Here is a 21,278-nt window from a genome sequence, read left to right as displayed (position 1 = left end):
GCCTACTCCAGTTTGCTCCAATCCTGCCTGCTTACCTGTACCAATGCGTTCCAGTCGTCTGGCGGATTTCCCCGCCCGAGCATCTTCTCGAACACTGCGTATGGATCTGACTTGCTGCCCGATGACCGCAAGGTCTGCTCGTCGTTGACCCAGGCATATACGATGACCTTCGCCTTCGAGTCGTACCGGAAGAACAGCCGGTACCGTCTTCCAAGTTTGGCCCGCCGCCAATGGCGATAAGCCGGCCCCATGGTGTTGCCCTGACGATATTCGTCGCGGGCTGGATCGCCCGGCACCACATCTTGCATCAACTGGACCAAGGCCCGGAAGAACTTGACGTTGGCGTTGGACCCGAAGCGCTCCGGGTCGCTCTCTTGCGCACGCAGCACAGCTGCGCGCAGTTTCATCATCTGCTCGATCAAGTTGTCGTGGAACAGCAGCGTCCAGCCATGCTGTTGCATCAAATTTCCACGTCCTCATCGAAATCGTCGGCCAGGCTCACCTTGTGGCCCGCATGCTCTAGCATCGTGCGAGCCAGATCCTTCGGCAACCCGCGAATGTTCCGGCCAGCCTCAATATCGCGGGCCAGAAGGGTCAGGAACGCGGCAATGGCGGGGTCTTCGTGCTCGGCATCAGCACGGGTCACGACGACTTCACTGCCACGCAGCTCGAACGCGAGCTTGCTGCCGGTATCGGCGCCAAGCGCCTGCCGGATTGACTTGGGTAGCGTGATCTGGCCTTTGGAGGTCAGCGTGGCAACTTCATGAATGGCAGGCATGGCGGTTCTCCTGGAGGCAATGCCTGCATTGTAAGGAAACTTCCTTACATCGTCAATGCGGTGGGGCCTCATGGCGTCCTCCCGAGTCCAAGAATCGGCCCATCGTAGGCTGGGAACAGCCCGCCTTCCCGCATCAATCCGGCCCCGCTGCAACCCGCATTGGTGGTGGACGATCAACGCCTGGCGCCCTATACCCAAAGGCTGTTAAGGGCCAAAAGGCCGAAAGGGGAAGGGAATGGAGTGCAAGGGGAAAGGCCCTACCTCGAAAAAGCAAAAAGGCCTCCCGGTCGGCCCGCCATCAGGACACCCTCATGCTCTCCCTGTTCCAGCGAAAACGGGCCTCGGTCGCTGCCGCTCCGTCGCCAACGCCAGCCACTGATCTTCCGAAAGGGCTGCTGCGGCCCGAGTCGGCCGCATCCCTACTGGCGATACCGCGCCGGCAAAAGCTGCTGGAACACATCTGGCAGCGCACATCGCTGTCGCGCAAGCAGTTCGCCATCCTCTATCGCGCTCCGCTGGAGTGCTACGCCGAGTTGGTCCAGCAGTTCCCTGCATCGGAGGCCCATCACCATGCGTACCCCGGCGGCATGCTCGACCATGGCCTGGAGATCGTCGCCTACAGCCTGAAGCTACGGCAGTCCCATCTGCTACCTATCGGCGCCAACCCCGAAGACCAAGCGGCGCAGTCCGAGGCCTGGACCGCCGCCGTCGCCTACGCTGCGCTGCTGCATGACATCGGCAAGATCGCCGTCGATCTGCATGTCGAACTGGCCGACGGCAGCACTTGGCACCCTTGGCACGGCCCGTTGCAGCAGCCGTACCGCTTCCGCTACCGCGATGATCGCGAGTACCGCCTGCACAGCGCCGCGACGGGATTGCTCCACCACCAACTGCTCGATCGCCAAATCCTGGACTGGCTCAGCGGCTACCCCGCGCTCTGGGGACCGCTGCTTTATGTTCTTGCCGGCCAATACGAACACGCTGGGGTGCTTGGCGAACTCGTCGTGCAGGCCGATCGCGCTTCGGTCGCCCTGGAACTGGGCGGCGATCCTGCCCGCGCCATGGTCGCGCCCAAGCACGCACTGCAACGCAAGCTGCTGGACGGGTTGCGTTACCTGCTCAAGGAGGAGCTGAAGCTGAACCAACCCGAGGCCTCCGATGGCTGGCTCACCGAAGACGGCTTGTGGCTGGTGAGCAAGACGGTCTCGGACAAGCTGCGCGCACACCTGCTGTCCCAGGGCATCGACGGCATCCCTGCGAACAACACCGCCGTGTTCAACGTGCTGCAGGATCACGGCATGTTGAAGCCCACGCCGGACGGGAAGGCAGTCTGGCGCGCGACCGTGATCAGCACGACGGGCTGGTCCCATTCATTCACCTTGTTGCGACTGGCGCCGGCGCTGATCTGGGAATCCGGCGAGCGGCCAGCACCTTTTGCCGGTACGGTGGCGATCGACGCGACGCTCGCAGAAAACGACGCCAGTGCGCCAGCTACCCCGCCTGCGGTCGTGATGAAGCCCGCCCAGGAAGACCAGGGGCCCCGACCTTGGGAAGGCGGCAGCGCCGCTGCCTTGGCTCCGCCGCCCACGGCCCACCAGGCCTTGCCCGACGCGCTGGAGGACATGCTCACGATGGTTGGCATGGGTGATTCGAGCGGCACCCAGCAAGATGCGGAAGTCGTTTCGAGCATGACGCCTGCCACGCGCCCCGAGGCGTCCATGCCAGCGATGGTCACGGTTTCACCGACGTCTATGCCCACGGCTGCGACATCGCCCTCAACGGCGCGGCCCTCCGGCGAGCACTTCATGACATGGCTGCAACAGGGCATCGCATCACGCCGGCTTATCATCAACGATGCGAAGGCGCTCGTGCATACGGTGAGCGATACCGCTTACCTGGTCAGCCCAGGCGTCTTCCAGCGCTATGCGCAGGAGCACCCACAGGTAGGCGCATTCGCCAAGCAGGAGAACCAGCAAGATTGGCGGTGGGTGCAAAAACGCTTCGAGCGGCTGCAACTGCATCGCAAACAAGCTAGCGGACTGAATATTTGGACTTGCGAAGTCACCGGGCCGCGAAAATCGCGCAAGCTACACGGCTACCTGCTTCTTCAGCCGCAATCGGTATTCGGTGACGTGCCACCAAACAATCCCTACTTGGCCGTGCTTCCGACGTGAATGACCAGACTCATTCAGCATCAGAAGATCCGCCGTCCTTGAGTTCGGCGAACTTCGCAGCCATTGTTGGGTTACCCCGAGTCAACTTCTTGATCGTCACGTCCTGCGCCTTGTCGTTCGCAAGTCGAAGATTCCTGTCGGTGCCAAGCAGGGCCTCCTTCGTCTTCTGTAGGTGGTCGATCGACTTGTCAATTTCATCGATTGCTGTCTGAAATCGCCTGGAGGCGAGGTCGTAGTTTTTCGCGAATGCGGTCTTGAACGTATCCAGCTGGGTCTCGAAGTTCGTGATATCGATGTTTTGCGCCTTCACGAGCGCCAGTTCCAATTTGTACTTGAGCGAATTCATCGCCGCATTTCGCAGCAGCGTGATGATGGGAATGAAAAATTGCGGCCGAACAATGTACATCTTCGGGTGGCGGTGGGACATATCAATGATCCCAGTGTTATATAACTCACTGTCCGGTTCGAGTAGAGAAACTAGCACCGCATACTCACAGCCCTTCTCGGTGCGATCCTTGTCGAGCTCCTTCAGGAAGTCTTCGTTCTTCTTCTTGGTGGCAGTTTCGTCATTCTCGTTCTTCATCTCGAACATGATCGAGACGATCTCGGTGCCAGCTTCATCGGAGTCGCGAAAGATGTAGTCTCCCTTGCTGCCGCTGCGCGCATCGTTGTCCTTCTCGAAATACGCCCTCGGAAATGCGGTGGCGCGAATTCGATTGAACTCGGTCTCGCAATGTTGCTCAAGGGGTCGCCTCAGAAAACGGAAAATAAAGCACGCTAAGCCGGTTGCAGCGGTCGTAGCGGCCTGAACTTGCCCGCGCCGATCTTGGCGCTGCTGCGCCAGAGGTAATCGCCGGTGAGGTTGATGTGCTCCCAACCGAGCGGCGACAGGTACTGCAACAGCGCGTCATCAACGGCATGGCCGTTGCCACGCAGCGCGTGCGCAGCCCGTTCCAGATAGACCGTGTTCCACAACACGACGGCAGCCGTTACCAGATTGAGGCCGCTAGCCCGGTAGGGGTCTCCTCGTTTTCAGTGCAATAAGTGACGGTACGAAAAGCTAGCACTGGCGCGGAGGTGGTGTTGGTAGATCGTTGATTTCATTGACTTTCCTGTTCACTTTCAAATCTGCGATTCGTGGCGTCAAACCGTGGTCGGTTTCATCCATTGGTGCCAGTTATCGATGCATTTGGCCGCGAAGGCAGGATTTGGTCAGCATAGCGGTCAACCGGGAAGCGAAACACACCCCGCAAGTTGATGCTCTCCAGCCTGGTGGGCGCAATCTTCCCGATCAGTTCCGGTGGAATGACCTGGCGGCGGTTCGACCAGCGATCCAGGACCGCCTGCATCTGTGAGGTATTCCACGCCATCACGATGTTGGCCATCAGGCTCAACGCATCGGCCACAGCCTGCATTTCATCGACACGTTTGGCCTGCGCCGGGCTGATCCGGCCGGTATAAATGGCGCGCTTGAGGGCGTTAACAGCCTCGCCCCGATTGAGCACCCGGCGCAACTCGTTCCTGAAAGCGTCCTTGACAAAGTAGTCAGCCAAAAACGCCGTACGCAGCAACCGCCCCAATTGCACGCCAGCCTCATAGATTGGATCGCCCTGGGCGGCAGAACCGAACCGCGCAAGAGCTGCCACCGCACTGGCATGTCCGCTCATGACCGAGGCTGCCAGGTGCACCAGACTATCCCAATGCTTTTCGATCAAAGCGACGTCGACATTGGCTTCGCACACCGCAGCGATTTCTGCGGGCACTTTGGTGCCGCGTGGCACAAAGAGGTGGCGCTGTTTGAGTTCCTTCAACCGCGGGCAAAGATCAAAACCAAGCAAACGGGCATGTGACATGGCAAAGTCGGTGTAGCCATGGGTATCCACAGCAAGCTGGCTGGTCTCCAGCTTTTCTTGGCGGATGACACCTTCAATGGCCACGCCCGCCTGGCGCTCATTGAGCACAAAGGGCTGCGCATGGAAGATGCCCCACCGGTCTTTTACATGGGAGTAGATTCCAATGGAAGGTGTGTTGCGCCGAGGATCAAGCCGGGCTTGCCACACCCGTTTGGTGGTCTCCATGGTCATCATGTCAGAAGATGCCAAATCGGACCGCCCCCAGGTGGCGGCAATCGGGTGTCGCTGCATGAATTCCAGCACAGCCTGGCAGGCCTGGCTCAGACGCCGTTCGTCCCGCGCCCAGCGCATGGCCTGGCGAATGCTGGTGGCAGACAATTGCGGAATCATGCGCGCGCATTCGACCGCAGTCAGACTGGTGCCGTGGGCCATGATGCCGGCATAGACCATCAGCAGCTCGTCGGTAGAGCGCGGCTCACGTCCGAGCATGATCCAGCTAAAGCGCACCTGGGCGTCAACGGCCAGAATCACTTCCGGCAATTGAACCTCACCGATGCGGTGATCCAAAGCCGCGCGCAGCTTGGTCACTTCTGGGTCTTCGTCCTCTGCGGGCAATGGCGACAAATGGAGTTCATCATCCACGCGCAGTACGCCACTGCGGGCTGCAGCGGCCACCGCATCGACACCGGCAGTTACTCTGGCCAGCAAAGGCTTCAAGAAAGTGGCAGCCTTGCTGGGTAACGATAGACGGGCATAGTGTTTCTTGGACTCTGCCTGCCAACGCTCGTCCGTGAAGAACAAGCGCGCACGACCCCGAAAGCTCAGGCTGTGCTCAATCCAGACCGAGCCATTGCGCACCGCGCGGCGCAGGGCAAACAGGGTGGCCACCTCCAACGCCTGAAACGCCCGTTCCCGGTCTGGGCTGGAGATCGAAACCTGCCAGATCATTCCCAGACTTGGTGCCACCACTTCAACTGGCAGCTTTCTGGATCCTTTGAGATATAAAGCTTGCAGCTTGGCAAGGTACTCGATGGCAGGATGCTCGCCGGTGGCCTGCCAGGGCAGCTTTGCAATGGCGACGAGCAACGACCGCACGGGGCGAATTCCATCAATCAATCCCTCGCGGACCAGGGAGGCCCTGCTCGGTGGTTTGCGTTTCTGGGTTTCGGTGATCAAGGCTTCAAGACGGGCACGCAACTCAGCATCTGGCACCGCACCTTGCGCGCTCAAGGCAACAAGTTCGCCGAGCAGCGTTTTGTACATTGCGGCCCAATTGACGGTAGCGGGGACATCGGCGGCAGCCTGACGCCACAGATCGGCGATCCGGCGCTGCACCATAAGGATCAACTGGTCTGTGGTGGTGAACAGGCAATACCGAAGAAAGCATGCGACCTCCACGGTGCGCGCTGGCTCTTTGATCTTGGCTCCGGCTGAGGGCGGCCTGGAGACAAGTCGGCGCGCGTAGCGGCGCAAGATGAGATCGGGGATGTCTGCCAGGTGCTTATGAACGTCCAGCGTGTAAAGCAGGTCGATGCGCTCCAGTACCTCGCTGATTTGGCGGGTTGAGTGTTTCGCCGGTGCAGCCCATAGCCAACTCTGCTGGGTTTGTCCATCTGGGCGCAGCTCTGAAACTGAGGCTCGCCAGCGATCAAGTGTTGCTGGATCAACGCTGGCGGCGATGGCGGTGCCTGTTTCAACTTCAAGCTGGGCAAGTGCCGCCGCAATCAGTGTCCGAATTGCCCGCTCGTGCACGATCACCAGCTTGTTCTTGTACAGCCATTGACGCGCCCGCACGAGTAGCTGATCGCGGTCGGCGCAGCGCGCCACTTCGTCGCGCAGTTCACGTACCAGTGAGCGGCGCTGGTGCTCGCTCATCCACTGGAATCCAAGGACCGTGCAGGCTACTTGTTGGTGATCGAATAGCGTGCGCCCGCGTTCATACATGGCTCTCAGCGAGGCGACTTCTGGTGCTGCAATGCCAAGCTCGTTGCCAAGGTGGCGCCACAAGGCTACTGGAATTACCCGAAAGGCACCGAGCAAACGCCCACTCATGCGCAGGAAACCAATATGGAGCGCCAGACCAAGCTTGTGGGAATCACCTCGGCGTGCATTGATTGCGTCGCGCTCGGCACCATCGAAGGTGAAAAATGCCTTCATCTCGAAGTCGCTGATATCGCGGGGGAGCCCACGCATCCCCAAAAACGTTGTGTGCCAACCCTGCATCGTGAACCTCAAAAGTGGGAGGCCACCATACCCGTTTACAAAGCGAACAGGAAAGTCAATGAAATCAACGGTCTACCCAGACCACCCCCGCGCCAGTGCTAGCTTTGCGTACCGTCACTTATTGCACTGAAAACGAGGAGACCCCCCGGTAGCGCTGCTGCTCGAAACTGCGGTCGCGGATTTCACCCAGGCGGTTGAAAAACACTGCCCTGGCCAGCGCATTGCGCGCCTCGCCCTTGTTCAGGCCGGCATGCACGCGGCGGCGCAGTTCCACGCTTTGCAGCCAGTCCAGGATGAACAGCGTGCGCTCGATGCGGCCCAGCTCGCGGAGCGCCACGGCCAGGCCGTTCTGGCGTGGGTAGCTGCCGAGCTTTCGGAGCATCAGGGAGGCCGTCACCGTGCCCTGCTTGATCGAGGTGGCCAGCCGCAGGATTTCGTCCCAATGGGCGCGGACGTGCTTGATGTTGAGCGTGCCGCCGATCATGGGTTTCAGCGCGTCATAGGCGGCGTCGCCCTTCGGGATGTAGAGCTTGGTGTCGCCCAGGTCGCGGATGCGCGGCGCGAAGCGGAAGCCCAGGAGGTGCATCAGGGCGAAGACGTGATCGGTGAAGCCCGCCGTGTCGGTGTAATGCTCCTCGATCCGCAAGTCGGACTCGTGGTACAGCAGGCCGTCGAGCACGTAGGTCGAATCGCGCACGCCGACGTTCACGACCTTGGTGTGAAATGGCGCGTACTGGTCAGAAATGTGGGTGTAGAACGTCCGCCCTGGGCTGCTCCCGTATTTCGGGTTGATGTGGCCGGTGCTCTCGGCCTTGCTGCCGGTGCGGAAGTTCTGGCCGTCCGACGATGAGGTGGTGCCGTCGCCCCAGTGCTCGGCGAAGGGATGGCGGAACTGTGCGTTGACCAGATCGGCCAGCGCCGCCCCGTAGGTTTCGTCGCGGATGTGCCAGGCTTGCAGCCAAGCCAGCTTGGCGTAGGTCGTGCCGGGGCAAGACTCCGCCATCTTGGTCAGGCCCAGGTTGATCGCGTCGGCGAGGATCGTGGTCAGCAACAGGTTCTTGTCTTTGGCCGGGTCGCCCGATTTCAGATGCGCGAAATGCCGAGTGAAGCCCGTCCATTCGTCCACCTCCAGCAGCAGTTCGGTGATCTTGACGTGCGGCAGGATCATTGCCGTCTGGTCGATCAGCGCTTGGGCGGTGTCGGGTACCGCCGCGTCGAGCGGCGTGATCTTCAAGCCTGACTCGGTGATGATGGCGTCCGGCAGCTCGTTGGCCGTCGCCATACGGTTGACGGTGGCAAGCTGTGTTTCCAGCAGCGTCAGCCGGTCGTTCAGGTACCGGTTGCAGTCGGTGGCCACGGCCAGCGGCAATTCGCTGGCCTGCTTGAGGCTGGCGAATTTCGCGGGCGGCACCAGGTAGTCCTCGAAGTCCTTGAACTGGCGCGACCCCTGCACCCAGATGTCGCCGGAACGCAACGCGTTCTTCATCTCCGACAGCGCGCACAGTTCGTAGTAGCGCCGGTCGATGCCGGTGTCGGTCATGACCAGCTTCTGCCAGCGCGGCTTGATGAACTCGGTCGGCGCGTCGGCGGGCACCTTGCGGGCGTTGTCGCTGTTCATGCCGCGCAGCACCTCGATGGCGTCGAGCACGTCCTTCGCGGCGGGAGCGGCCCGCAGCTTGAGCACGGCAAGGAATTCCGGCGCGTAGCGGCGCAGCGTGGCGTAGCTTTCGCCGATGCGGTGCAGGAAATCGAAGTCCTCGGGCTGCGCAAGCTTCTGCGCTTCGGTGACGCTCTCGGCGAAGGCATCCCAGGACATGACGGCCTCGATGGCGGCGAACGGATCGCGGCCCGCCTGCTTGGCCTCGATCAGCGCCTGGCCGATGCGGCCGAACAACCGCACCTTGGCGTTGATCGCCTTGCCGGACGCCTGGAATTGCTGCTGATGCTTGTTCTTGGCGGCGTTGAACAGCTTGCCCAGGATGCGGTCGTGCAGGTCGATGATTTCGTCGGTGACGGTGGCCATGCCCTCGATGGCAAGCGCCACCAGGGTGGCATAGCGTCGCTGCGCCTCGAACTTGGCCAGGTCGGCGGGCGTCATCTGGCCACCCTCACGGGCGATCTTGAGCAGGCGGTTCTGGTGCACCGACCGCTCGATGCCAGAAGGCAGGTCGAGCGCCTGCCACGCTTTGAGGCGTTCGATGTGTTCCAGCATGTGCCGCGAATTCGGTTTGACGGGCGATTGGCGCAGCCAGGCCAGCCAGGTCGTTTTGCCGTTGTCCCGACGCTTGAGCAGATCGTCGAGGCGGCGGCGATGCGCGTCCGACAGCGGTTCGGCCAAGGCATCGTAGATGCGCCGGTTGGCGCGGGTGATTGCTTCGGCGCTCGCCCGCTCGACGGCGTTGAGGGCAGGCAGAATGACCGACTGCTGCCGCAGGTGCTCGATCAAGGTGCTGGCCAGCACGATGCCCTTGTCGGTCTGCAAGGCCATCTCGGTCAGCAACTGGACGGCCTGCCGGTAGTGGCCCATGGTAAAGGGCTGGAAGCCGAACACCGTTTGCAGTTCGACCAGGTGCTCGCGCCGGGTCTGCTCCCGCTGCCCGTATTCGTCCCAGCTTTCGACGCTGACCTTGAGCTGGTCGGCGACCAGTTTCAACAAGGGCGGAAACGGCGGCTCATCGACGCCCAGGATGACACCAGGAAAGCGCAGGTAACAGAGCTGCACGGCGAAGCCCAGCCGGTTGGCCGGGCCGCGCCGCTGCCGGATGATGGAGAGGTCGGTTTCGCTGAACGTGTAGTGACGGATCAACTCATCCTTGGTGTCCGGCAACGCCAGCAGGCTTTCGCGCTCGGCGGCGGACAGGATTGAACGACGTGGCATATTTACTGATCCGTTCTCAAGTATTGATACAGGGTTTCGCGACTGATTCCGAATTCACGAGCCAGCTTGGTCTTTTGCTCGCCAGCCTCGACACGTTGGCGCAGTTCGGCAATACGCTCAGACGACAGGGATTTCTTCCTGCCACGGTAGGCCCCGCGCTGCTTGGCGAGCGCGATGCCCTCGCGCTGCCGCTCGCGGATCAAGGCGCGTTCGAACTCGGCGAACGCGCCCATTACCGACAGCATCAGGTTCGCCATCGGCGAGTCCTCGCCGGTGAAGGTCAAATGCTCCTTAAGGAACTCGATGCGTACGCCGCGCTGGGTGAGGCCCTGCACCAGGCGGCGCAGGTCGTCGAGGTTGCGCGCCAGACGATCCATGCTGTGCACCACGACCGTGTCGCCTTCGCGCACGAAGGCGAGCAGCCGTTCCAGTTCGGGCCGCCGTGTGTCCTTGCCCGACGCCTTGTCGGTGAACACTTTATCCACCTGGATCTGTTCGAGCTGCCGTTCTGGGTTCTGGTCGAAGCTGCTGACGCGGACGTAACCGATGCGCTGACCGTGCAAGGTATCCTCCTGAGGGAAATGTGTCAGGAAGAAATCTATGACCCTTGACGGCGCATGTCAATCAATTCGGAAGGCAACTCTATTCTGACGATTTAGCGCCGGATGGTCTGACGCCAAGTTAGGGTATGCCTCAATCTGACGGTAGCGAGTCGCAGGCGTTCGGATCGGCATCGGTTTCGTTCCCTGTCTTGGCACGCGCTTCGAAGCGTTGATAACACTCCAACCCGCAGAAGTGCTCGACGTATTCCGCGCCTTCCGGGGTGAAGGCGGCATCGAGCGGGATTTCCTTGCAGCACACGCAGCAACTGGTGGTGGTCGAGTCTGTCGTTTTCAGAAGACGGCTGCACTGAACGTCAGAAGCCGACTGCACTATAGCAGCGGAGGGGTTGGATCCATCAGGCAACGACGGGCTGCTGCCGGCCCAGACCGTGTAAAAACGCAGCAAACGATGACCATCAACTTCCGGGGATTTTCTCAGCGTCTAGGAGGCCGTCGGAGGCCCAATCAGGCGCAATCGATAATTCTGGTTGCTATGGCACTTTCGGCTTCAGTACGCCTGCTGGAGGGCGGTACGAGTCGTAGAACAGGCCTCAGGCCTTCATCGCTGCCATCAGGGCACCGCTGCCCAGCACGTTCAACACGCGTTTGAGATTGTAGGCGAGCACATGCAGGCTCATCTCGGTACTCACTCGGTCGAGAGTCTTGGTGAGGAAGTGGGTGGCGCCCATCCAGCTCTTCAGCGTGCCGAACGGGTGCTCGACCGTCTGACGGCGGATTCGCATCATTTCAGGCGCTTGATCCAGGCGACTCTGCATCGCTTCGAGCACTGCCTCATGCTCCCATCGGCTCACTCGGCGCTCTGAGCTAGGCGTACAGTGCTCTTTCAACGCACAACCCTGGCAATGCGAACTCCAGTAGCGGTGCAGTTTCAGCCCTTTTTCGACGCTTGAGAACCGCCAGATCAGGCTTTGCCCAGCCGGGCATCGATACTCGTTCTTGGCTGCGTCATAGATGAAATCACCTTTGCCGAAGCGACCAGCCGCTGTCGCTCCCGAGGTCAGCGTCTTGGGCACGAAAACGGTGATTCCAGCCTCATGGCACGCCAGGATTTCTTCGCCTTTGAAATACCCTCTGTCTGCGACCGCCGAGAGTTCCTCGACACCCATGGCCTCTCGCGCTTGCTTGGCCATGGAGCTCAGTTGGTCTCGATCGACCCCGTCGTTCGTGACCTCGTGGGTCACGATCAGGTGGTGCTTCGCGTCGACCGCCGCCTGCACGTTGTAGCCGACTATTCCGCTGCCCCGGGTCTTCATTGAGCGGGCATCGGGATCGGTCAGGGAGATCTGTTTATCCGGTGTTTCGTTGAGCTGTACCTCGACTTCCTTGAGCTCCCGCAGCTTAGTTTTCAAGGTCGCAATCTTGTCGTGGAGGCGTTCGGCTTTGACCTGCGCCACGGCCGGTTCCTGGCGATCAGCGGTATCCAGTGCGGTCAGGTAACGGTTGATGCTGGACTCGATCTCCTCCATTCGCCGCTGAAGCTTGGCGCTGGTGAAATTGCGGTCACGGTTGTTGACCGCCTTGAACTTGCTGCCATCAATGGCTACCAGCGCTTCAGAGAACAGGCCAAGTTGCTGGCACAGCACCACGAACTGCCGACAGACGCCGCGGATTGCCTTGCCGTTATCCTTGCGGAAGTTGGCGATGGTCTTGAAGTCCGGCATCAAACGTCCGGTCAGCCACATCAACTCAACGTTGCGCTGACTCTCGCGTTCGAGACGTCGACTGGACTGGATACGGTTGAGGTAACCGTAGATGTAGATCTTCAGCAGGTCAGCAGGATGGTAGGCGGGTCTGCCGGTTTCCGCCGGGACGACACCCTCGAAACCCAGTAGGCCAAGGTCGAGTTCATCGACGAAAACATCGACCACCCGCACCGGGTTGGTGTCCGCCACGTAGTCATCCAAGCTCTCGGGAAGCAGTGTGCTTTGCCCTCGGTGCTCTCCCTGGATAAAGCGCTTCATTGGCGTCCCCCGCTGATTTTGAATCCATCAAATCACAGCAAGGACGATGCCAACGTTTTTACACGGTCTGGGCCATCAGCGGACGCAGGGAGGACTTTCCGCAACCGGCCGTTCGATGCGGCACCGATGGCCTTCGCGCAGGGGTAGTGAATCCGCCAGGATTGACTTGCGCTGCCCTACCTCTCACTAGTGAGGGGCGGCAGCGCATCAAGCGGTGAGCGCACTCCGGCACCGCCAACTTTCAGCACATGCGTGTAAATCATCGTCGTAGAGACGTCGGAATGGCCGAGCAGATCCTGCACGGTTCGAATGTCGTAACCGCTGCGGAGCAAGGCCGTCGCGAACGAGTGGCGGAGGGTGTGCGGTGTGGCGGGCTTCGTGATGCCTGCTTGTTCTACGGCACGTTTGAAGGCGCGCTGAAAGGTCTGGTCATACATGTGATGGCGACGCACGACACCGCTCCGTGGATCGGTCGAATGCGTGTGCTGCGCAAAAACCCAGAACCACGGCCAGGAATGCCCGGCGCGCGGATACTTCCGCTCAAGGGCGTCGGGAAGCGCAACGCCGCTGCGGCCCTCGGCCTGGTCCTTCAGCCACCATGCCCGTGCACGCGACAGCTGCTCGCGCAGGCTGGGTGCCAAGCTCTCGGGTAACATCAAGGCCCGATCCTTGGAGCCCTTGCCCTCCCGCACGATGATCGTGCCGTGATCGAAATCCAGATCCTTGACCCGCAGTTGCAAACCCTCACTGATCCGCATGCCCGTTCCATACAGAAGCTGGGCGAACAAACGATGCTCGCCTTCCAGAAAACCGAGGATGCGAACCACTTCATCCGGGGTCAGCACCACCGGCAAGCGCCGCGACGGCCGAGGTCTTCCGATCTCCTGAAGCCAGGGCAGATCCGTGCACAGCACCTTGCCGTAGAAGAACAGCAAGGCCGCCAATGCCTGACGATGCGTGGAGACCGAAACCTTGCGCTCGTTCGCCAGCCAGGACAGAAATGCCTCGACTTCGCTGCTGCCCAAGGTTGCCGGGTGACGCACACCGTGGAAACGGATGAAGGCACGAACCCAGTGGACATAAGCCTGTTCGGTTGGTAAGCTGTAATGCAAGTAGCGTATGCGCTCACGCAACTGGTCCAGAACCTTGACCGAACGCAGCGGTGGTAACGGCGCAGTGGCGGTTTTCATGGCTTGTTATGACTGTTTTTTTGTACAGTCTATGCCTCGGGCATCCAAGCAGCAAGCGCGTTACGCCGTGGGTCGATGTTTGATGTTATGGAGCAGCAACGATGTTACGCAGCAGGGCAGTCGCCCTAAAACAAAGTTAGGCATCACAAAGTACAGCATCGTGACCAACAGCAACGATTCCGTCACACTGCGCCTCATGACTGAGCATGACCTTGCGATGCTCTATGAGTGGCTAAATCGATCTCATATCGTCGAGTGGTGGGGCGGAGAAGAAGCACGCCCGACACTTGCTGACGTACAGGAACAGTACTTGCCAAGCGTTTTAGCGCAAGAGTCCGTCACTCCATACATTGCAATGCTGAATGGAGAGCCGATTGGGTATGCCCAGTCGTACGTTGCTCTTGGAAGCGGGGACGGATGGTGGGAAGAAGAAACCGATCCAGGAGTACGCGGAATAGACCAGTCACTGGCGAATGCATCACAACTGGGCAAAGGCTTGGGAACCAAGCTGGTTCGAGCTCTGGTTGAGTTGCTGTTCAATGATCCCGAGGTCACCAAGATCCAAACGGACCCGTCGCCGAGCAACTTGCGAGCGATCCGATGCTACGAGAAAGCGGGGTTTGAGAGGCAAGGTACCGTAACCACCCCAGATGGTCCAGCCGTGTACATGGTTCAAACACGCCAGGCATTCGAGCGAACACGCAGTGTTGCCTAACCCTTCCATCGAGGGGGACGTCCAAGGGCTGGCGCCCTTGGCCGCCCCTCATGTCAAACGTTAGCCATATTATGGAGCCTCATGCTTTTATATAAAATGTGTGACAATCAAAATTATGGGGTTACTTACATGAAGTTTTTATTGGCATTTTCGCTTTTAATACCATCCGTGGTTTTTGCAAGTAGTTCAAAGTTTCAGCAAGTTGAACAAGACGTTAAGGCAATTGAAGTTTCTCTTTCTGCTCGTATAGGTGTTTCCGTTCTTGATACTCAAAATGGAGAATATTGGGATTACAATGGCAATCAGCGCTTCCCGTTAACAAGTACTTTTAAAACAATAGCTTGCGCTAAATTACTATATGATGCTGAGCAAGGAAAAGTTAATCCCAATAGTACAGTCGAGATTAAGAAAGCAGATCTTGTGACCTATTCCCCTGTAATAGAAAAGCAAGTAGGGCAGGCAATCACACTCGATGATGCGTGCTTCGCAACTATGACTACAAGTGATAATACTGCGGCAAATATCATCCTAAGTGCTGTAGGTGGCCCCAAAGGCGTTACTGATTTTTTAAGACAAATTGGGGACAAAGAGACTCGTCTAGACCGTATTGAGCCTGATTTAAATGAAGGTAAGCTCGGTGATTTGAGGGATACGACAACTCCTAAGGCAATAGCCAGTACTTTGAATAAATTTTTATTTGGTTCCGCGCTATCTGAAATGAACCAGAAAAAATTAGAGTCTTGGATGGTGAACAATCAAGTCACTGGTAATTTACTACGTTCAGTATTGCCGGCGGGATGGAACATTGCGGATCGCTCAGGTGCTGGCGGATTTGGTGCTCGGAGTATTACAGCAGTTGTGTGGAGTGAGCATCAAGCCCCAATTATTGTGAGCATCTATCTAGCTCAAACACAGGCTTCAATGGCAGAGCGAAATGATGCGATTGTTAAAATTGGTCATTCAATTTTTGACGTTTATACATCACAGTCGCGCTGATAAGGCTAACAAGGCCATCAAGTTGACGGCTTTTCCGTCGCTTGTTTTGTGGTTTAACGCTACGCTACCACAAAACAATCAACTCCAAAGCCGCAACTTATGGCGGCGTTAGATGCACTAAGCACATAATTGCTCACAGCCAAACTATCAGGTCAAGTCTGCTTTTATTATTTTTAAGCGTGCATAATAAGCCCTACACAAATTGGGAGATATATCATGAAAGGCTGGCTTTTTCTTGTTATCGCAATAGTTGGCGAAGTAATCGCAACATCCGCATTAAAATCTAGCGAGGGCTTTACTAAGCTTGCCCCTTCCGCCGTTGTCATAATCGGTTATGGCATCGCATTTTATTTTCTTTCTCTGGTTCTGAAATCCATCCCTGTCGGTGTTGCTTATGCAGTCTGGTCGGGACTCGGCGTCGTCATAATTACAGCCATTGCCTGGTTGCTTCATGGGCAAAAGCTTGATGCGTGGGGCTTTGTAGGTATGGGGCTCATAATTGCTGCCTTTTTGCTCGCCCGATCCCCATCGTGGAAGTCGCTGCGGAGGCCGACGCCATGGTGACGGTGTTCGGCATTCTGAATCTCACCGAGGACTCCTTCTTCGATGAGAGCCGGCGGCTAGACCCCGCCGGCGCTGTCACCGCGGCGATCGAAATGCTGCGAGTCGGATCAGACGTCGTGGATGTCGGACCGGCCGCCAGCCATCCGGACGCGAGGCCTGTATCGCCGGCCGATGAGATCAGACGTATTGCGCCGCTCTTAGACGCCCTGTCCGATCAGATGCACCGTGTTTCAATCGACAGCTTCCAACCGGAAACCCAGCGCTATGCGCTCAAGCGCGGCGTGGGCTACCTGAACGATATCCAAGGATTTCCTGACCCTGCGCTCTATCCCGATATTGCTGAGGCGGACTGCAGGCTGGTGGTTATGCACTCAGCGCAGCGGGATGGCATCGCCACCCGCACCGGTCACCTTCGACCCGAAGACGCGCTCGACGAGATTGTGCGGTTCTTCGAGGCGCGGGTTTCCGCCTTGCGACGGAGCGGGGTCGCTGCCGACCGGCTCATCCTCGATCCGGGGATGGGATTTTTCTTGAGCCCCGCACCGGAAACATCGCTGCACGTGCTGTCGAACCTTCAAAAGCTGAAGTCGGCGTTGGGGCTTCCGCTATTGGTCTCGGTGTCGCGGAAATCCTTCTTGGGCGCCACCGTTGGCCTTCCTGTAAAGGATCTGGGTCCAGCGAGCCTTGCGGCGGAACTTCACGCGATCGGCAATGGCGCTGACTACGTCCGCACCCACGCGCCTGGAGATCTGCGAAGCGCAATCACCTTCTCGGAAACCCTCGCGAAATTTCGCAGTCGCGACGCCAGAGACCGAGGGTTAGATCATGCCTAGCATTCACCTTCCGGCCGCCCGCTAGCGGACCCTGGTCAGGTTCCGCGAAGGTGGGCGCAGACATGCTGGGCTCGTCAGGATCAAACTGCACTATGAGGCGGCGGTTCATACCGCGCCAGGGGAGCGAATGGACAGCGAGGAGCCTCCGAACGTTCGGGTCGCCTGCTCGGGTGATATCGACGAGGTTGTGCGGCTGATGCACGACGCTGCGGCGTGGATGTCCGCCAAGGGAACGCCCGCCTGGGACGTCGCGCGGATCGACCGGACATTCGCGGAGACCTTCGTCCTGAGATCCGAGCTCCTAGTCGCGAGGGCTCTGTTGCAAAAATCGTGAAGCTTGAGCATGCTTGGCGGAGATTGGACGGACGGAACGATGACGGATTTCAAGTGGCGCCATTTCCAGGGTGATGTGATCCTGTGGGCGGTGCGCTGGTATTGTCGCTATCCGATCAGCTATCGCGACCTTGAGGAAATGCTGGCGGAACGCGGCATTTCGGTCGACCATACGACGATCTATCGCTGGGTCCAGCGCTACGCCCCGGAGATGGAGAAGCGGCTGCGCTGGTTCTGGCGGCGTGGCTTTGATCCGAGCTGGCGCCTGGATGAAACCTACGTCAAGGTGCGGGGCAAGTGGACCTACCTGTACCGGGCAGTCGACAAGCGGGGCGACACGATCGATTTCTACCTGTCGCCGACCCGCAGCGCCAAGGCAGCGAAGCGGTTCCTGGGCAAGGCCCTGCGAGGCCTGAAGCACTGGGAAAAGCCTGCCACGCTCAATACCGACAAAGCGCCGAGCTATGGTGCAGCGATCACCGAATTGAAGCGCGAAGGAAAGCTGGACCGGGAGACGGCCCACCGGCAGGTGAAGTATCTCAATAACGTGATCGAGGCCGATCACGGAAAGCTCAAGATACTGATCAAGCCGGTGCGCGGTTTCAAATCGATCCCCACGGCCTATGCCACGATCAAGGGATTCGAAGTCATGCGAGCCCTGCGCAAAGGACAGGCTCGCCCCTGGTGCCTGCAGCCCGGCATCAGGGGCGAGGTGCGCCTTGTGGAGAGAGCTTTTGGCATTGGGCCCTCGGCGCTGACGGAGGCCATGGGCATGCTCAACCACCATTTCGCAGCAGCCGCCTGATCGGCGCAGAGCGACAGCCTACCTCTGACTGCCGCCAATCTTTGCAACAGAGCCTCCGTCGCCATGCTCACCTCGCTTTGGTGCACACGAGTATTGAGCATAGTCGAGATTGGTGCAGATCACTTCTGATATTGAACTGTCAGGAGCTGGCTGCACAACAGCCATTACGCCCAATCAACTGGTGCAGTCGTCTTCTGAAAATGACAGAGTCACTTGCATTCATGGTGGCACCCCTCCATTGACTGACGAAGACGGCGAATGCCGCCGCCGGCATTGGCTTCGCGAACAGGAAGCCTTGTCCTGTGTCGCAGTCCGCTTGTCGCAATAGATCAAGACTCGCCGATGTTTCCACGCCTTCAGCCACCACATCCATGCCCAGCCCGTGCGCAAGCTGAATCACGGTGTGCACGATGGTTTGGTCGCGGCGGTCGTTGGCGAGCCCGGCGACAAACGATTGGTCGATCTTGAGCGTGCTGATTGGGCAGCACTTCAGATGTTGCAGACAGGAATACCCCGTCCCGAAGTCATCGGCGGCGAAGCGCACACCGATCTGCCGCAAGGCGTCCAGGGCGGGGAAGATCGCCGGATCACCAAACGCGACCGATTCGGTCAGCTCGATTTCGAGATACTCGGCGGGCAACTCGGCATCAGCCAGCACGCCCTTTACCCACCCGTCGAAGTCCGGTCCCACTTGGCTCGCCGAAACATTGACGGCCAGCCGGAACGGTCGCCATGCCAGCATTCGCCAGTCACGCATCTGGCGGCAGGCTTCGCCCAGCACCCAAGCGCCGATTTCAGGCATCAGGCCGGACGATTCGACCACGGGCAGGAACTGGCCCGGTGGCAATAGTCCAAGCGTCGGATGACGCCAGCGCAACAGGGCTTCCGCGCCGACAATCCCACCACTGCGCAGATCGACGACGGGCTGGTAGTGCAGTTCAAGCTGCCCGCGCTCGACCGCTTGGGCCAGTTCCGGCGTCGTCCATCCATCCGGCCGGAAAGCGCTCATTCTCTTTCCCTGAATGCCCGCAACGCCCGCGACAGGGACAGAAGGAACAGGCCGGTCAAACCGAGCGCCGCGATGACCCAATGCTCGCCGAGGAAAGCACCGGCGGTTGTGCCGGCCAGCACGACAGCGAGGATGGGCAGGTGGCAGGGGCAAGTCAGCACAGCCAGTCCGCCCCACAGGTAGCCGGTGATCGGTTTGTGCGTCTCGGACGGCAAGCGCTCGGGGTTGTTCATGGCAGACTCTCCGCGTGCTGTGCCGGCTCGGTCGGCAGGGTGGCCAACTGCACTTCCAGATCGGCCAACGCTTCGCGCCGACGCTCGACGAACTGACGCAGCAGGGCAAGCTGCGCGGCCGCTTCGTCGCCGTCCGCCGCATCCAGCGCCCGGCACAGCCGCGCCAGCGCGTCGAGGCCGATGCCCGCCTCGAAGGCCGCCCGCACGAAGCACAGCCGTTGCAAGGCGGCGTCATCGAACAAGCCGTAGCCGCCTGGTGTGCACGCCACCGGGCGCAGCAATCCGCGCAGCAGGTAGTCGCGCACGATATGCACGCTCACCCCGGCATCAAGAGCCAGCCGGGACACCGTGTAGGCGTTCATTGAACACCTCCTTTTTCTCACCCGGCGCAGCAGGAAAGCTGCTTCACATCCTTGTTGAAGGTCTGCGCCGCGAGCTTCAACCCCTCGACCATCGTCAGGTAGGGGAACAACTGGTCGGCCAGTTCCTGCACCGTCATGCGGTTGCGAATGGCCAGAGCCGCCGTCTGGATCAGTTCACCCGCTTCCGGCGCGACCGCCTGTACGCCGATCAGCCGATGGCTGCCTTCCTCGATAACCAACTTGATGAAGCCGCGTGTGTCGAAGTTGGCGAGCGCACGCGGCACGTTGTCCAAGGTCAAGGTGCGGCTGTCGGTCTCGATCCCGTCGTGGTGGGCTTCCGCCTCGCTGTAGCCCACGGTCGCCACTTGCGGATCGGTGAACACCACGGCCGGCATTGCGGTCAGGTCGAGCGCCGCATCGCCGCCGGTCATGTTGATCGCGGCACGGGTGCCGGCCGCTGCCGCCACATAGACGAACTGCGGCTGGTCGGTGCAGTCGCCGGCCGCGTAGATGTTCGGGTTGCTCGTGCGCATGCCTTGGTCGATGGCGATGGCACCTTGCGCATTGACAGTGACCCCCGCTGCGTCCAGCGCGAGGCTGCGCGTGTTCGGTGTCCGACCGGTGGCAACCAGCAGTTTGTCGGCGCGCAATTCACCGTGCGTGGTGGTCAGCACGAATTCACCGTCCATATGGGCGACCTGGCTGGCTTGCGTGTGCTCCAGCACCTCGATGCCCTCGGCACGGAAAGCGGCTGTCACCGCCTCGCCGATGGCCGGGTCTTCACGGAAGAACAAGGTATTGCGCGCCAGGACCGTGACCTTGCTGCCCAGCCGGGCAAAGGCTTGCGCCAGCTCCAGCGCCACCACCGACGAGCCGATTACGGCAAGGCGTTCGGGAATGGTGTCGCTCGCCAGGGCCTCGGTGGAAGTCCAGTAGGGTGACTCTTTCAAGCCCGGAATCGGCGGGACCGCCGGGCTGGCACCCGTGGCGACCAGGCAGCGGTCGAACATCACGACGCGCTCGCCACCCTCGTTCAAACGGACGGTAAGGCTCTGGTCGTCCTTGAAGCGCGCCTCACCGTGCACAACGGTGATGGCCGGATTACCGCCCAGGATGCCTTCGTACTTGGCGTGCCGCAGTTCGTCGACGCGGGCCTGCTGCTGGGCCAGCAGCTTACTGCGGTCAATCGTAGGCACAGTTGCCGCAATACCGCCATCGAACGGGCTTTCCCGGCGCAGATGGGCGATGTGGGCGGCGCGGATCATGATCTTGGACGGCACACAGCCGACATTGACGCAGGTGCCGCCGATGGTGCCGCGCTCGATCAGCGTGACCTGCGCGCCTTGCTCGACGGCTTTCAGCGCCGCCGCCATCGCGGCTCCACCGCTGCCAATGACCGCTACCTGCACCGGGGGCTCGTTGCCACTGTGCTTTTCGGCGGCGGCCATCCATCCCCGCACCTTGTCGAGCAGTCCGACGCGGTTGTCCGCCAGTGGCGCATCGGCTAGCGTTGCCTTGTAGCCCAGTCCGGCCACGGCGGCAGTCAGCGCGTCCGGCGATGTGCCCGGCACGATGGCGAGTTGCGCTGTGCCCTTCGGATAGGACACCAGCGCCGACTGCACGCCTGGCACTTTTTCCAGCGCTTCCTTGACGTGCGCCGCGCACGAGTCGCAAGTCATGCCGGTGATTTTTAGATGGGTCATGCAACAGATCCTTTATCGTTTGTGGCGCCAGACAATGACGTCCGT

19 protein-coding genes and 2 pseudogenes are annotated in these 21,278 nt (G+C 60.0%); 7 read left to right on the top strand and 14 right to left on the bottom strand.

Annotated features, from left to right (window positions below):
* Window positions 1-2 precede the first annotated feature (2 nt).
* Window positions 3-461 carry a type II toxin-antitoxin system YhaV family toxin gene (locus ACVWSC_RS05885; protein WP_003158654.1) on the bottom strand — a complete coding sequence of 153 codons (459 nt, stop codon included), beginning with the start codon at window positions 459-461 and terminating at the stop codon, window positions 3-5.
* The gene (locus ACVWSC_RS05880) at window positions 461-778 is read right to left on the bottom strand and encodes a type II toxin-antitoxin system PrlF family antitoxin (protein ID WP_003158655.1); all 318 of its coding nucleotides are present in this window, start codon (window positions 776-778) and stop codon (window positions 461-463) included. Before ACVWSC_RS05880 ends, ACVWSC_RS05885 begins: the two co-directional genes overlap by 1 nt.
* A 311-nt stretch (window positions 779-1,089) precedes the next feature.
* Between ACVWSC_RS05880 and mobH the strand changes: the two genes are divergently transcribed.
* On the top strand, window positions 1,090-2,952 hold the full coding sequence (mobH, locus tag ACVWSC_RS05875; protein WP_003158656.1) for a MobH family relaxase: 1,863 nt from the start codon (window positions 1,090-1,092) through the stop codon (window positions 2,950-2,952).
* A gap of 10 nt (window positions 2,953-2,962) precedes the next feature.
* On the opposite strand, the gene ACVWSC_RS05870 is transcribed toward mobH, so the two are convergent.
* The 8 genes and pseudogenes from ACVWSC_RS05870 to intI1 all read right to left on the bottom strand — a co-directional run bounded on the left by ACVWSC_RS05870 (window position 2,963) and on the right by intI1 (window position 13,680).
* Window positions 2,963-3,829 carry a DUF2130 domain-containing protein gene (locus tag ACVWSC_RS05870; RefSeq protein WP_023465076.1) on the bottom strand — a complete coding sequence of 289 codons (867 nt, stop codon included), beginning with the start codon at window positions 3,827-3,829 and terminating at the stop codon, window positions 2,963-2,965.
* Window positions 3,730-3,969: pseudogene (locus tag ACVWSC_RS05865) on the bottom strand (Tn3 family transposase); the annotation flags it as partial. The pseudogene ACVWSC_RS05865 and the gene ACVWSC_RS05870, both read right to left, overlap by 100 nt.
* A 143-nt stretch (window positions 3,970-4,112) precedes the next feature.
* On the bottom strand, window positions 4,113-7,028 hold the full coding sequence (locus ACVWSC_RS05860) for a Tn3-like element IS1071 family transposase (RefSeq protein ID WP_003158660.1): 2,916 nt from the start codon (window positions 7,026-7,028) through the stop codon (window positions 4,113-4,115).
* A 145-nt stretch (window positions 7,029-7,173) separates the two neighbouring features.
* Window positions 7,174-9,906, bottom strand: a pseudogene (locus tag ACVWSC_RS05855) (Tn3 family transposase); the annotation flags it as partial.
* 2 nt (window positions 9,907-9,908) lie between these two features.
* Window positions 9,909-10,469: a recombinase family protein gene (locus ACVWSC_RS05850; RefSeq protein ID WP_003124096.1), complete on the bottom strand. Its 561-nt coding sequence runs from the start codon at window positions 10,467-10,469 to the stop codon at window positions 9,909-9,911.
* A gap of 130 nt (window positions 10,470-10,599) precedes the next feature.
* Window positions 10,600-10,914 (bottom strand): DUF3330 domain-containing protein, encoded by a 315-nt coding sequence (locus ACVWSC_RS05845; RefSeq protein WP_235550047.1) that lies wholly within the window; start codon window positions 10,912-10,914, stop codon window positions 10,600-10,602.
* A 145-nt stretch (window positions 10,915-11,059) separates the two neighbouring features.
* Window positions 11,060-12,490 carry an IS1182-like element ISPa7 family transposase gene (locus tag ACVWSC_RS05840; protein ID WP_023098450.1) on the bottom strand — a complete coding sequence of 477 codons (1,431 nt, stop codon included), beginning with the start codon at window positions 12,488-12,490 and terminating at the stop codon, window positions 11,060-11,062.
* A gap of 176 nt (window positions 12,491-12,666) precedes the next feature.
* Window positions 12,667-13,680, bottom strand: a complete 1,014-nt coding sequence (gene intI1 / locus ACVWSC_RS05835) for a class 1 integron integrase IntI1 (protein WP_000845039.1) — start codon at window positions 13,678-13,680, stop codon at window positions 12,667-12,669.
* Window positions 13,681-13,840: 160 nt separating this feature from the next.
* Here intI1 and ACVWSC_RS05830 point away from each other — a divergent pair, with 160 nt between their 5' ends.
* From ACVWSC_RS05830 to ACVWSC_RS05805, 6 genes are all read left to right on the top strand, one after another.
* A complete protein-coding gene (locus ACVWSC_RS05830) occupies window positions 13,841-14,395 on the top strand; it encodes an aminoglycoside N-acetyltransferase AAC(6')-Ib' (RefSeq protein WP_014454105.1) in 555 nt (184 codons plus the stop codon).
* A 129-nt stretch (window positions 14,396-14,524) separates the two neighbouring features.
* Window positions 14,525-15,391, top strand: a complete 867-nt coding sequence (locus tag ACVWSC_RS05825; RefSeq protein ID WP_001931474.1) for a PSE family carbenicillin-hydrolyzing class A beta-lactamase CARB-2 — start codon at window positions 14,525-14,527, stop codon at window positions 15,389-15,391.
* Window positions 15,392-15,607: 216 nt separating this feature from the next.
* Window positions 15,608-15,955 (top strand): quaternary ammonium compound efflux SMR transporter QacE delta 1, encoded by a 348-nt coding sequence (locus ACVWSC_RS05820; protein WP_000679427.1) that lies wholly within the window; start codon window positions 15,608-15,610, stop codon window positions 15,953-15,955.
* On the top strand, window positions 15,949-16,788 hold the full coding sequence (gene sul1, locus ACVWSC_RS05815) for a sulfonamide-resistant dihydropteroate synthase Sul1 (RefSeq protein ID WP_000259031.1): 840 nt from the start codon (window positions 15,949-15,951) through the stop codon (window positions 16,786-16,788). Before ACVWSC_RS05820 ends, sul1 begins: the two co-directional genes overlap by 7 nt.
* Window positions 16,789-16,915: 127 nt before the next feature.
* Window positions 16,916-17,122, top strand: coding sequence for a hypothetical protein (locus tag ACVWSC_RS05810; RefSeq protein ID WP_033896018.1), 207 nt, complete (start codon window positions 16,916-16,918; stop codon window positions 17,120-17,122).
* A gap of 39 nt (window positions 17,123-17,161) precedes the next feature.
* Window positions 17,162-17,926, top strand: a complete 765-nt coding sequence (locus ACVWSC_RS05805; RefSeq protein ID WP_023464298.1) for an IS6-like element IS6100 family transposase — start codon at window positions 17,162-17,164, stop codon at window positions 17,924-17,926.
* Between the two features lie 139 nt (window positions 17,927-18,065).
* On the opposite strand, the gene ACVWSC_RS05800 is transcribed toward ACVWSC_RS05805, so the two are convergent.
* The 4 genes from ACVWSC_RS05800 to merA are packed head-to-tail and all read right to left on the bottom strand — an operon-like array spanning window position 18,066 to window position 21,233.
* Complete coding sequence (locus ACVWSC_RS05800) at window positions 18,066-18,935, bottom strand: putative bifunctional diguanylate cyclase/phosphodiesterase (protein WP_003160808.1); 870 nt, start codon at window positions 18,933-18,935, stop codon at window positions 18,066-18,068.
* A complete protein-coding gene (gene merE, locus ACVWSC_RS05795; protein ID WP_003132004.1) occupies window positions 18,932-19,168 on the bottom strand; it encodes a broad-spectrum mercury transporter MerE in 237 nt (78 codons plus the stop codon). Before merE ends, ACVWSC_RS05800 begins: the two co-directional genes overlap by 4 nt.
* Window positions 19,165-19,530: a mercury resistance co-regulator MerD gene (gene merD / locus ACVWSC_RS05790; RefSeq protein WP_000995360.1), complete on the bottom strand. Its 366-nt coding sequence runs from the start codon at window positions 19,528-19,530 to the stop codon at window positions 19,165-19,167. The genes merE and merD overlap by 4 nt, the downstream gene beginning before the upstream one ends.
* 17 nt (window positions 19,531-19,547) lie before the next feature.
* Complete coding sequence (gene merA, locus ACVWSC_RS05785) at window positions 19,548-21,233, bottom strand: mercury(II) reductase (protein ID WP_003158917.1); 1,686 nt, start codon at window positions 21,231-21,233, stop codon at window positions 19,548-19,550.
* Window positions 21,234-21,278: the final 45 nt, after the last annotated feature.

It is taken from the genome of Pseudomonas sp. NUPR-002 (genome assembly GCF_056322725.1).
The sequence above is the reverse complement of the archived record's forward strand: the minus strand, read 5'-3'. Positions and strand labels throughout refer to the sequence as shown.

Bases quoted from the DNA above. Each gene is read 5' to 3' on its own strand.
- ACVWSC_RS05885 (WP_003158654.1), bottom strand. From the start codon at position 461: ATGCAACAGCATGGCTGGACGCTGCTGTTCCACGACAACTTGATCGAG.
- ACVWSC_RS05880 (WP_003158655.1), bottom strand. From the start codon at position 778: ATGCCTGCCATTCATGAAGTTGCCACGCTGACCTCCAAAGGCCAGATC.
- mobH (WP_003158656.1), top strand. From the start codon at position 1,090: ATGCTCTCCCTGTTCCAGCGAAAACGGGCCTCGGTCGCTGCCGCTCCG.
- ACVWSC_RS05860 (WP_003158660.1), bottom strand. From the start codon at position 7,028: ATGCAGGGTTGGCACACAACGTTTTTGGGGATGCGTGGGCTCCCCCGC.
- ACVWSC_RS05840 (WP_023098450.1), bottom strand. From the start codon at position 12,490: ATGAAGCGCTTTATCCAGGGAGAGCACCGAGGGCAAAGCACACTGCTT.
- intI1 (WP_000845039.1), bottom strand. From the start codon at position 13,680: ATGAAAACCGCCACTGCGCCGTTACCACCGCTGCGTTCGGTCAAGGTT.
- ACVWSC_RS05825 (WP_001931474.1), top strand. From the start codon at position 14,525: ATGAAGTTTTTATTGGCATTTTCGCTTTTAATACCATCCGTGGTTTTT.
- ACVWSC_RS05820 (WP_000679427.1), top strand. From the start codon at position 15,608: ATGAAAGGCTGGCTTTTTCTTGTTATCGCAATAGTTGGCGAAGTAATC.
- sul1 (WP_000259031.1), top strand. From the start codon at position 15,949: ATGGTGACGGTGTTCGGCATTCTGAATCTCACCGAGGACTCCTTCTTC.
- ACVWSC_RS05810 (WP_033896018.1), top strand. From the start codon at position 16,916: ATGGACAGCGAGGAGCCTCCGAACGTTCGGGTCGCCTGCTCGGGTGAT.
- ACVWSC_RS05805 (WP_023464298.1), top strand. From the start codon at position 17,162: ATGACGGATTTCAAGTGGCGCCATTTCCAGGGTGATGTGATCCTGTGG.
- ACVWSC_RS05800 (WP_003160808.1), bottom strand. From the start codon at position 18,935: ATGAGCGCTTTCCGGCCGGATGGATGGACGACGCCGGAACTGGCCCAA.
- merE (WP_003132004.1), bottom strand. From the start codon at position 19,168: ATGAACAACCCCGAGCGCTTGCCGTCCGAGACGCACAAACCGATCACC.
- merD (WP_000995360.1), bottom strand. From the start codon at position 19,530: ATGAACGCCTACACGGTGTCCCGGCTGGCTCTTGATGCCGGGGTGAGC.
- merA (WP_003158917.1), bottom strand. From the start codon at position 21,233: ATGACCCATCTAAAAATCACCGGCATGACTTGCGACTCGTGCGCGGCG.